The organism is Paenibacillus sp. SAFN-117 (assembly GCF_051966115.1).
In the GTDB taxonomy this organism is placed as follows: Bacteria; Bacillota; Bacilli; order Paenibacillales; family NBRC-103111; genus Paenibacillus_L; species Paenibacillus_L residui.
Genome location: NZ_JBQCLK010000039.1, coordinates 58,033 through 67,781 on the forward strand (window position 1 = coordinate 58,033; position 9,749 = coordinate 67,781).

The following is a 9,749-nucleotide window of genomic DNA, read 5'->3' on the forward strand; positions in this document are numbered from 1 at the left end:
CTTCATCTCCTACTATCTCCCCGAGTGCTCCCAACGGCTCGCTCCACCAAACTGAGCGAAGGGGATATTACCCAAATAAGCGGTGTCCGGTATCTTCATCGTAATCGCGTCATACGAGCTTCCGTGATCGGCAGGGACGGCTGAAGGCCGGTCCGGGAAACAGATGCGCGGTTCATCGCTTCGAAGTTCGCAGGAACGGGGAACTTTCCCAAAATCTAAAAAGGGGCCAGTTCATCATAAAGATGCATCTTGATCTCCTCCAGCCTGTAAAGCCGCGGAGCCCGCTCCAGCTGGATATTAAGACCGAGAGCGACCGATTCGAAGGATTCCAGCACTTCCTCTCTCTGTACCAAAAGCTTGAAAGGCCTTCCTCCCAGACGCTGCATCAATGCTATCCACTGTTCGACGAATTCCAACGGCTCCCCGCCGGTCTCAGACCAATGAGTGTGCAATACCTCGCCGGAATAATGATCAACGATTAAACACATCTTCGGAAAATACAGCTTGTCCCTGCCCTTCAAAGGCACCGGAGCATAGAAAACATCCATTTCCCATATCCCCATCCATTTCGGCAGGGTTCCCTGGATTCGGCGCAGACTCAATTCATCCAGCCAAACTGCAGGAACCCGAGAGCGAACCATCGGTTCCGGTACCGCCCACCGGTCCGTCCAGATCAAACCGCCGTTCCGCCTAAACGGAACCCGTACCAGGTAATATGGATGGTCCTCCCGCCGCAGCAGGCCCGGATTGGATTTAAACCGCAAAGCCGTTTCGATTACTTGCTTTATAGCTATAGTCATAAACCGGACCTGCGCCCCGCTCAATAGCCATGGAACATAACCCGGCTCAAAATAACGGAAATAGGGCCAACCATTCTTGCTGCACTTCAGGCCTATTTTTTTATAAAGCTCCACATCGTGCTTTTCCAGCATTTCCCGATTTTCGAAAGAAACCATTATACAATGCTGGGCATGCAGCAATTCATCGGGGAGAAGATCCTCACTGCGTATCCTCCGGAGCCCTTCGAGGCCCTCGCTGCCCAGATGGATCGACAGAGCCGCCATATCGGCAATATCGTCCGAAGAGCCCATTATGCAGCAATACCCGATCTTCCCGTCTTCCGGATTCTGCACGCCGAACACCATTTCGTCGGTTATCCAATTCCAGCAGCGAAGTTGTTTGAAATGCAAAGCCGCGGCAATGCATTCCTTCCATTCTTGAAGAGTCGGTTCGACAGAATTCATGTCCGTGTCCCCTTTTATATGCATCAGGTGGTTCATGCATTTTCTACATTTGTATGCATTCGGCTGCCGAATAAACACGAGGCATTCAACTAAAATCGAAGGCTATCTACTGGAAATCGGCGTTTGCCCACCACGCGAAGATGAAAGCTGCCTAGTCCATGCGGCTGCTCTTCCGAACCTAGAAAAACATCTACTCCCCAGGCAGCAATTAATCCGAAACTAATATTTTTTTAGGTATTTGGACCTATATTCAAATAATTTCTGCCATATATATTGGAAATGTTTTACAGTATTAACCGTTTGCATTTATCTTTTTCACTCCCCTTTTTTCATGAATATTCCTTGCTTTTCAAAATTGCCGACTTTGACGAAGTTCCAAAAAAGTGTATAACGACGCGGAAAACCAACTTAAACTTATGACTTTAAAGGAATAAAACTACTGTTCTTTTATAGGGAACTTACCATTTTTCAGGGATATTTCGATTCTAAGGGACCATTTCTCCATATGTCGATTTATGGTATATTCGAATTTGGCTGCACGATTGCTAAAGGAGTGAGGAGAGAAGAAATGTCTATTAAAAGAAAAAAATTGGGGTTAATTGTTGCACTAATGCTTTCCATCGCGCTTATCGTAGCCGGCTGTGGGAAAAAACCATCGCCTAAAAGCGCTATTGAAACAGGCTTGACCAACACTATGAATATGAAGTCCGGTGCCTTCGAGATGGGAATGACTATGTCGATGGATTTTCCGGAAGAAGTGCTGAATGCTAACCCTGAGATGGCGATGGTCAGCGAAATGCTGAAAAACGCTGATATTAAAGCGAGCGGAGTGTTCAAGCAGGATCCTCAGCAGATCGAGATGACGCTGGAAATGAACCTGAAAGGCGACATGGAGATGAAATTCAGCATCCCGTTCGTCCTTACCCAGGATAAAATGTGGGTGAAAATCCCCAACATTCCGATGATGCCTCTTCCGCAGGAGCTTGTCGGTAAATTTGTCGAAATGGATATGAAAGAACTGAGCGAGCAAGCCGGAGAAGAATTCAATCCGGAGCTCTTGAACTTCAAGAAACAGCAGGAATTCAGTCAGGATGCGCTGAAGGCTCTTCTCGGCAGCTTCGATGAGCAGAATCATTTCCAACTGTTGAAAAAGGACGAAGCTCAGCTGCCTGAAGGCATTGAAGCTAAAAACGTCGTGAAATTCACGATTACTGATGAGAATCTGGAAGAAGCCGTCAAAACCATCGTTGAAAAAGCGGCACCGCAAATCATTGATTTGATCGCCAGCGAAAAATATGCCGGCATGTTCCAAATTAGCAAGGAAGAGCTGGATACCGCCAAGAAGGATCTCGAGTCTACCGATGCCGGCAAGCTGAAGGAAGCTATCGATGAAATGCGCAAGTCGTTAAAAATTAACGAGTTCAGCATTTTGACTGCCGTTAACAAACAAGACTTCGTAAACTACCAAGCCATTAACCTGGATGTCGATGTCAAGGACGAAGACATGAATTTCAAGCTCGGGTTAAAAGGTGACGTGAAATATACCAACATCAATGAAGAAGTAGAATTCAAGATCGGAGTTCCTACCGATGCAGTCAAGCTGGAAGAGTTCATCGAGAAAATGGATTCTCTCTATGGCGGCGCCGATGTCTATTACGACGAGGATGAGCTTACGGGAGAGCTGGGTATGGAAGGCTTGGAAGGTATTGACTGGGAAGCTTTGCAAGGCTTTGACTTCGAGAATATGACCGATGAAGAGTGGGAAGAGTTCCTGAGCGCTTTGGAAAGCCAGGGAATCGATCCCGATCAATTCGTGGAAATGATGGAAGCAGCCGCGGCACAATAATAATGAAGCCCGGATGCAATACAAGGATGAGCTGTCCTTCAGTAAACAACTACTGGAGGGCAGTTTTTTTGCTTTTCTTAACTTGTCCCGGCGTGCGTTGTGCGCTGCATGGCGGGTGGTCAGCCCCCAATATGCTAAAGATAATCCACTTAAAGGATTGATGGGACTGAATAGGGAGCAACGCCGAAACCAGCCCGGCTGGCCGAAAAAAGTCATCTGGCTGGATTTTATGCAGGTAAATTAAAACGAAAGGTAGAAAGCGATTAAAGTAAATGGAAAAACTACAGTTAGAATCGGTACTTTCTGCTGATAACGCCCTTTAATCGTAAAATAGCTGGAGGAAATCCAGTTAGTTTTCGCTTTTCACCTTAAACAGGCAAACTAGATGGAGGAAATCCAGTTAGACGAAGCATTCTGTTTGCACGGCACCAGCAGAAAATGAAAATAGACGGATTTTCAAGATAGTTGTCGCCCACGTCATCATGGGCATCATGGGCTGACAGCTAATTTTCAAAAAGGAAGGCTGCCCTCCGTCATAAGTGACCTGGGCAGCCTCTTTGTATCGCATTGTATCTAATTTATAAATAACATGAATGATTACGCGGTGCCGATCGTTGGAGTCTGTTTGGCAGCCGTATTTGCATCCGGATTTTTGACGTATAACTGATAGGCGTCGGTAGCCATCACCAATTCTTCGTTCGTCGGGACGACCATGACTTTGACAGGCGAATACGGACTGCTGATGAAGCCCTCGCTCTTGATCGTGCGGTTGGCCTCGCGATCGAGGATGATTCCGAACGATTCCAGTCCGTTGCATACCTTCTGCCGGACTTCCGGGCTGTTCTGGCCGATTCCGGCGGTAAAGATGATACCGTCGACTCCGTTCAATATAGCAAGGTAAAGTCCTATATAACTGTGCAAGCGGGTAGTGAACAGCTGCAGGGCCAGTTCACATCGTTTGATTCCTGCCTTGGCTCCGGCCATGACCTCCCGAAGATCCCCGGATACGCCGGACACGCCCAGCAATCCGCTTTGAGTATTCAGAATATCGATGGCTCCCGAAGAATCGGTCCCCTCTATTTCCTGAATGTATGGGATGATCGCAGGATCGATATTGCCGCTTCTCGTTCCCATCGTCAATCCGGCCAGCGGGGTCATTCCCATCGATGTGTCGATGGATTCGCCGTTGCGGATGGCCGTAATGCTGACCCCGCTTCCAATATGGCAGCTGATCAGGCGCAGCTTCTCCTTCGGTGTCTCCATCAACTGCTCCGCACGATGCATGACATAGCGGTGCGAGCTGCCGTGAAATCCATATTTCCGAATGCCGTACTGCTCGTAATATTTGTACGGGATGGAGTAAAGGTACGAGGACGGCGGCATCGTCTGGTGGAAGGCGGTATCGAACACGGCCACGTGAACGGATTTGGGCAGATAACGCTGTGCCAGCTCAATGCCTTTCAGGTTGATCGGATTATGCAGCGGTGCGAACCGACCGTATTGTCTGATCTTCTCCTTGACGTCCTCGTCAATGATAACAGAACTCTTGAAGGCCTCTCCTCCATGAACCACTCTGTGGGAGACGATGGAAATATCCAGATGGGAAAACTTCTGGATCACGTCGCGAATAACATTCTCCTGTTCCTCCCGTTTAACTCCCTGTAAGTAGTCGGAATCCAGCAGCTTGTTCGTAGGCATTTCGTAGAGCTTATATTTAACGGAAGAGCTTCCGCAGTTCAATACAAGCACGAGCTGCTTCTCCTTACGGCGGATCTCGTCATAAGTAACGGCTTCCTTCCGGTAAGGAACGATGACCTCCAGCTCCATGCCATTGCGCAGACCGGCGGCGTTGGCTTCATCGGTATCGATATGGAATTCCAGACGATAGTCCGGATGCACGCGGCACAGAACATTTTCCAAAATCAAGGAACGGGTGCCTCCCACCGATACCCAGACAAATTGCTTATCCTTAACCCCGAAATGCTCCGCATCTTCCGGCGAGAAGTGAATATGACGGAAGGCCAGGATGACTCCTTGATCCAGTACAACTTCCCCATGCGGCCCCTGAACTATAATGCCGGCGCTTCCTGCCAGATCCCCCGAATCGCGAATCGGCGGCTCCACACCGAGCAGATAACTGTCCGTGCGGGAAATTTCAACTTGTGTCTCTTTGCGCAGCGGTCCCAATACCCGCACGTTGTTAATCTTCCCCTTAGGGCCGATTAGAGTTACCGTCTCCTCCGCAGCGTATTGTCCGACCTGCTTAAGATCTCGCAATTTATTGAGCTGGTAACCCGCTCCGAACAACTCTTCCAGATGTTGTTGGCTTAAGTGAATATGACGGTTGGAGATTCCTACAGGCACTTTCATTCCCGCTCACATCCATTTCTTAATAGTAATAATAAACTAGCACTAAGGATGCTTATAAGGTTGCAGCTTATACCTTTATTAAAGCTGTTTTTCCATCCTGTGTACAGGGGCCGGACCACTTTGTGAAAAAAAGTTCAAACTTTTCTTCAAGCTTTGGTCACAATTGACATTTCAGCGACAACCTCGACTATACCCGATCCACTAAAGACAACACCTGTATTATCATAAGCTGCTATCTTCTTAATGGAAATTTCTTTAATCATTACTTCTTCACCCCGAAAACGTTAATTTAAAAAAGGCGTAACTAAAAGGCTCTTCGCTATACTACATGGGAAAAACTACGTTTGAGAGGCATAATAGAGCGATTTGACATGGAGCCTCTGCGGGCATGAGTACTCGCGAAAGCCGCGAAGGGTAAGGAATTCGCGTTGCTAACCAGCTTATCATGCCCGCCTCTCCATATAAAATCGCTGTCTATTTACCCCACCCAGAGTAGCGAGGAAGCACTAAAATAGATGTCCATTTTAGTTACGCCCAGATGCAAGTAATTAAATTAGTGGTGTCTATAATCCGTAAAAACTAAGCCCCAGCAACCTCAGCGTTCTTATTAATCGTATCTATTATACCGATAATTGCTCGTGCATCGTCCAGATTATTGCTGAACAGTTCCGTTATACTGCCAACCGAGCGGAACGGCTCCTCTTGGAGTACGGATTTTTCAATGATACCGTTCTTAACTACATAATCGATAATCAGTTTTACAAACCGAAGTTGATTGACATTCAACCGATTTTCCTGCAGGAACACCATGAATGCTTCATTCGCGGCCTCCTGATCAAGTCCTACAACCTTCCTTACAAGCTTCGTTACTGGTAAATCTTTATATTCCCGCTCGTAATCTTCTTTGGTTCCGAGCTCTGCCCATAGAATATGTTCAAGCGTCTCCAAATCTTGTTTCGTTATCTGTTTATTGTTGCGCAATTTATAAATAGCTATTTGATCCTTGTTCGTCTGTAAATATTGGTTTACTTTTTTGCGGTAATTTTGCAGGTCATTGGTGTTATAAAAGCCGCGGCTCTCCTCCACAGCAAGCCACTCATCTTTAAAATTCGTATAATAAATTTGCTGCGTTTCCCGTTCCAGAAACTTAATTAGATCCCGTAAAGCAACACGAACTTTCTCCATTTCGAAGATGTCCGCTTCTTCCCAGAATTCTGCCATCATGACCTTCTCTATTACATCTCGCTGAGCGACGATTTGAGGAATCGTACCCAACTTGGAGAGTTTTTCTGCCGTCTCTATGACTTTGCGAATCGGTTTCGCCGATTGTGTCCCCTGAAGCTTAGCCAATTCGATGATCAGCATCATATAGTCAAACCGCTTTGCTAATTCATCGCTGTCTAAAGAAACGACAAGAGGAGCTATATACTCCTTCAAATCTCCCATATCGGTATCACTTAAGGAGTGCCATGCATTGTCATTTTTATACTTATGGACATATTGGATATGCTGCCTGATGCGAAAATGCTCCTCATTTAACGTACTCACGCTATCTTTCAACAGTTTTACCAATTCGGCGCGATGTGCGATATACTCTGGTTCTTGATAACGCAGTTGCTGAAGTTCACGTACAATCTGGGTACGTACATTGAATAATTTCTCCGATAAAGTTTCGGCAATATCGGTATCCTTCCCTTTTGGATTTGCCCGGAAAAACTCAAAGTTCCGACAAAAATCAAAGATCAAAAATTCCTTTTTGTCCTCACCAATACCATGAAGATCTTTACATAGCCGTGTTCCACGACCTACCATCTGCCAAAACTTCGACTTCGAACGAACCCTCTTGAAAAATACCAGATTGACAACCTCAGGGATGTCTACGCCTGTATCCAGCATATCTACAGAAACAGCAATTTGCGGAAGCTTGTTCCATATGGAAAAATCATCAATCAGGGATTGATAATAATTCGTTTTGATATCAATGACCCGTGCAAAATGACCCTTCAATTTCGGATACAGGCAATCAAATCGCTCCACGATTGCTACTGCGTGCCTATGGTTTTTGGCAAAAATGATGGTCTTACCCAGTTTGTCTCCGCCTTCAACCTTCAGACCCCGCTCCATCACAAACTGCAGCACCCGGTCTATCGTATCCTGGTTAAACAACCACTCATTAATCGCCGCACTGTCGATATCCCGCGGCTCCTCTTCTTCATCCTCAAGCAATACTTCTTCGTATTGCTCTTTTTCCTCTTCGGACAGATCATCGTAGCGGATGCCGTCATCCATAATCTTCGTCGTCGTTTCCACCGTGCGGTAATCCACTAAGTGTCCTTCCTTGACCGCTTGCTCCAGTTCGTAGGCAAAAGTCGGAACGCCATTTTCCAGACGGAACACGTCGTATGTGTTTTTGTCGACTTCATCTTTAGGAGTTGCTGTCAATCCTAAGAGGATGGCATCAAAATATTCGAATATGGCCTTATATTTCTTGTAGACGCTTCGATGCGATTCATCGATGATAATTAAGTCAAAATGACCAACCGTAAACAGCTTTTTGCCGTCCTTCCGCTTGGCCTCATCGATTGCGTTCATCATCGTCGGGTAAGTAGAGAAAACAATTCTCGCCGTCTCCGGGTTGTCCTTGCTGTCCAGCAGGTTGCACAGCGTCATATCGGGCAAATACTGGCTGAAGCTGTTTTTGGCTTGGCGAACAAGCGTGGTGCGATCCGCAAGGAACAGCACATTCTTCACCCAGTTATATCGGCTAAGCACATCAACAATGGCACTCGCGGTACGTGTTTTACCGCTGCCTGTCGCCATGACAAGCAAAGCGGTCCGCTGTCCCTTGTTTAATGCATCACAAACCGAAAGGACTGCTTCATGCTGATAAGGACGATTTACAATGGAGTTGTTGATTAGTACATCCTGCAGCGGCCTACAGATAGAGCGCCTGTTCAAGAGCAGCTGCAGCTCATCCTGACTGGCAAACCCGGATACTTGTCGACTGGCATAGTGAAGATCATCCCAGAAGTTCGTTACAAATCCATTCGTATAATAGATCAACGGACGCTGTCCATACCGCTGCTCCAAACAATCTGCGTAAAGCTTCGCTTGCTGCTTGCCCACATTGGGATCTGAACTTGTCCTTTTCGCTTCCACAACGGCAAGCGGCTTCCCGTTCTCGCCGAATAAAACGTAATCGACATAACCGCTCCCCTGGCCGTTTGGCATACCTTGTACTTCAAACTCTTCTTCTACATTTTTATTGAATATCCAGCCAGCCAACTTCAGCTCCAGATCAATATAACGTTTTCGGGTCTCGTATTCACTAATTTGATCCGGCACAAAGTCATACTCCTGTGTATTCTGTGCCTTGCGTTCGGCCAGCAGCTTCCGAAGCTCTTCGTTTTCTTTGATCAGATCTTCCAGCTTCCGGTCCTTCGAACCCAAGCGGTCGTATAAATCCTGCAGCTCCTGAGGTCTCACTTTCTCTTGATGCTTGTTCTCTTCCAATAGAAGTTGTTCATCAAAGCTTCTTGCGGTATAATCGACCGAATAGCAATAGTCGATCCAACTGATGAAGTTATGTAGGTTACGAAGTGACAGGATTGCTTCGCCGCGGCTGATCGTCGCATTCGAATGCACAGCGATATTGCCTAGCTTCGTAATATATTTTAGCTGAGGCAGCATGGATTGATCGATAACGCGGAGAAACGTTACATCGTGAATCAAGCTCGACAAATTATCTTGATAGGGAACCTTCAAGTCGCTATCATAGGTAAACAGCCATTTGACAGCAAGCTCTAATGCCCGCCGGCTGAGAATCGCGCAGGTCGCAGGGCTGACGACCAACGCCTTTTCTGCCTCAATACATGCGCCAGCAAAGCTGGCATAAGTTTTATTTGCACTGAGAAATTCAAAATTCGTTAGCTGCACGTCACCCATTTAGACCGTTACACCATCCTTCACTGTCAATTCGCCCTTGAAGGCTTTTTGAAGAAGTGCTTGGAAGTTGGATTCTAGTTGTTGGAGGGATTGAGAATGTTTGTTCTTTTGTTGTTCAATGTGAAGAACTATCTCAGAAAATTTATCTTGTAATTCTGCATTAGGATATATTACTTCAAAATTTAGCATTTTACTTTTTGATATATTGGGCATAGAACCTGCAGTACCGCCCGCTGACCTTTGTATTTGTTTTTTAACTTTAGAATAATTAACTCAACTTTCGCAGCTTAAATTCGGCAGATAGGCCTTGATGTAGCTGGGTAAACCAGCAAACCATTGTTGGA

The 9,749-nt window shown here is 46.4% G+C and carries 5 protein-coding genes; 2 read left to right on the forward strand and 3 right to left on the reverse strand.

Features of this window, described 5'->3' with window-relative positions:
- Positions 1-215: 215 nt before the first annotated feature.
- Positions 216-1,244 (reverse strand): DUF7309 domain-containing protein, encoded by a 1,029-nt coding sequence (locus ACTHRH_RS21645; protein WP_144936940.1) that lies wholly within the window; start codon positions 1,242-1,244, stop codon positions 216-218.
- Between the two features lie 568 nt (positions 1,245-1,812).
- Here ACTHRH_RS21645 and ACTHRH_RS21650 point away from each other — a divergent pair.
- Together ACTHRH_RS21650 and ACTHRH_RS21655 are read left to right on the forward strand one after the other, a co-directional pair.
- Positions 1,813-3,090 (forward strand): hypothetical protein, encoded by a 1,278-nt coding sequence (locus ACTHRH_RS21650; protein WP_144936938.1) that lies wholly within the window; start codon positions 1,813-1,815, stop codon positions 3,088-3,090.
- Between the two features lie 13 nt (positions 3,091-3,103).
- The gene (locus ACTHRH_RS21655; protein ID WP_144936935.1) at positions 3,104-3,334 is read left to right on the forward strand and encodes a hypothetical protein; all 231 of its coding nucleotides are present in this window, start codon (positions 3,104-3,106) and stop codon (positions 3,332-3,334) included.
- A 353-nt stretch (positions 3,335-3,687) separates the two neighbouring features.
- On the opposite strand, the gene ACTHRH_RS21660 is transcribed toward ACTHRH_RS21655, so the two are convergent.
- Positions 3,688-5,460, reverse strand: coding sequence for an acetate/propionate family kinase (locus tag ACTHRH_RS21660; RefSeq protein WP_144936932.1), 1,773 nt, complete (start codon positions 5,458-5,460; stop codon positions 3,688-3,690).
- 579 nt (positions 5,461-6,039) lie between these two features.
- A complete protein-coding gene (locus ACTHRH_RS21665; protein WP_440417619.1) occupies positions 6,040-9,405 on the reverse strand; it encodes a DEAD/DEAH box helicase family protein in 3,366 nt (1,121 codons plus the stop codon).
- Between the last annotated feature and the right edge of the window lie 344 nt (positions 9,406-9,749).

Bases quoted from the DNA above. Each gene is read 5' to 3' on its own strand.
- ACTHRH_RS21660 (WP_144936932.1), bottom strand. From the start codon at position 5,460: ATGAAAGTGCCTGTAGGAATCTCCAACCGTCATATTCACTTAAGCCAA.
- ACTHRH_RS21665 (WP_440417619.1), bottom strand. From the start codon at position 9,405: ATGGGTGACGTGCAGCTAACGAATTTTGAATTTCTCAGTGCAAATAAA.
- ACTHRH_RS21645 (WP_144936940.1), bottom strand. From the start codon at position 1,244: ATGAATTCTGTCGAACCGACTCTTCAAGAATGGAAGGAATGCATTGCC.
- ACTHRH_RS21655 (WP_144936935.1), top strand. From the start codon at position 3,104: ATGCAATACAAGGATGAGCTGTCCTTCAGTAAACAACTACTGGAGGGC.
- ACTHRH_RS21650 (WP_144936938.1), top strand. From the start codon at position 1,813: ATGTCTATTAAAAGAAAAAAATTGGGGTTAATTGTTGCACTAATGCTT.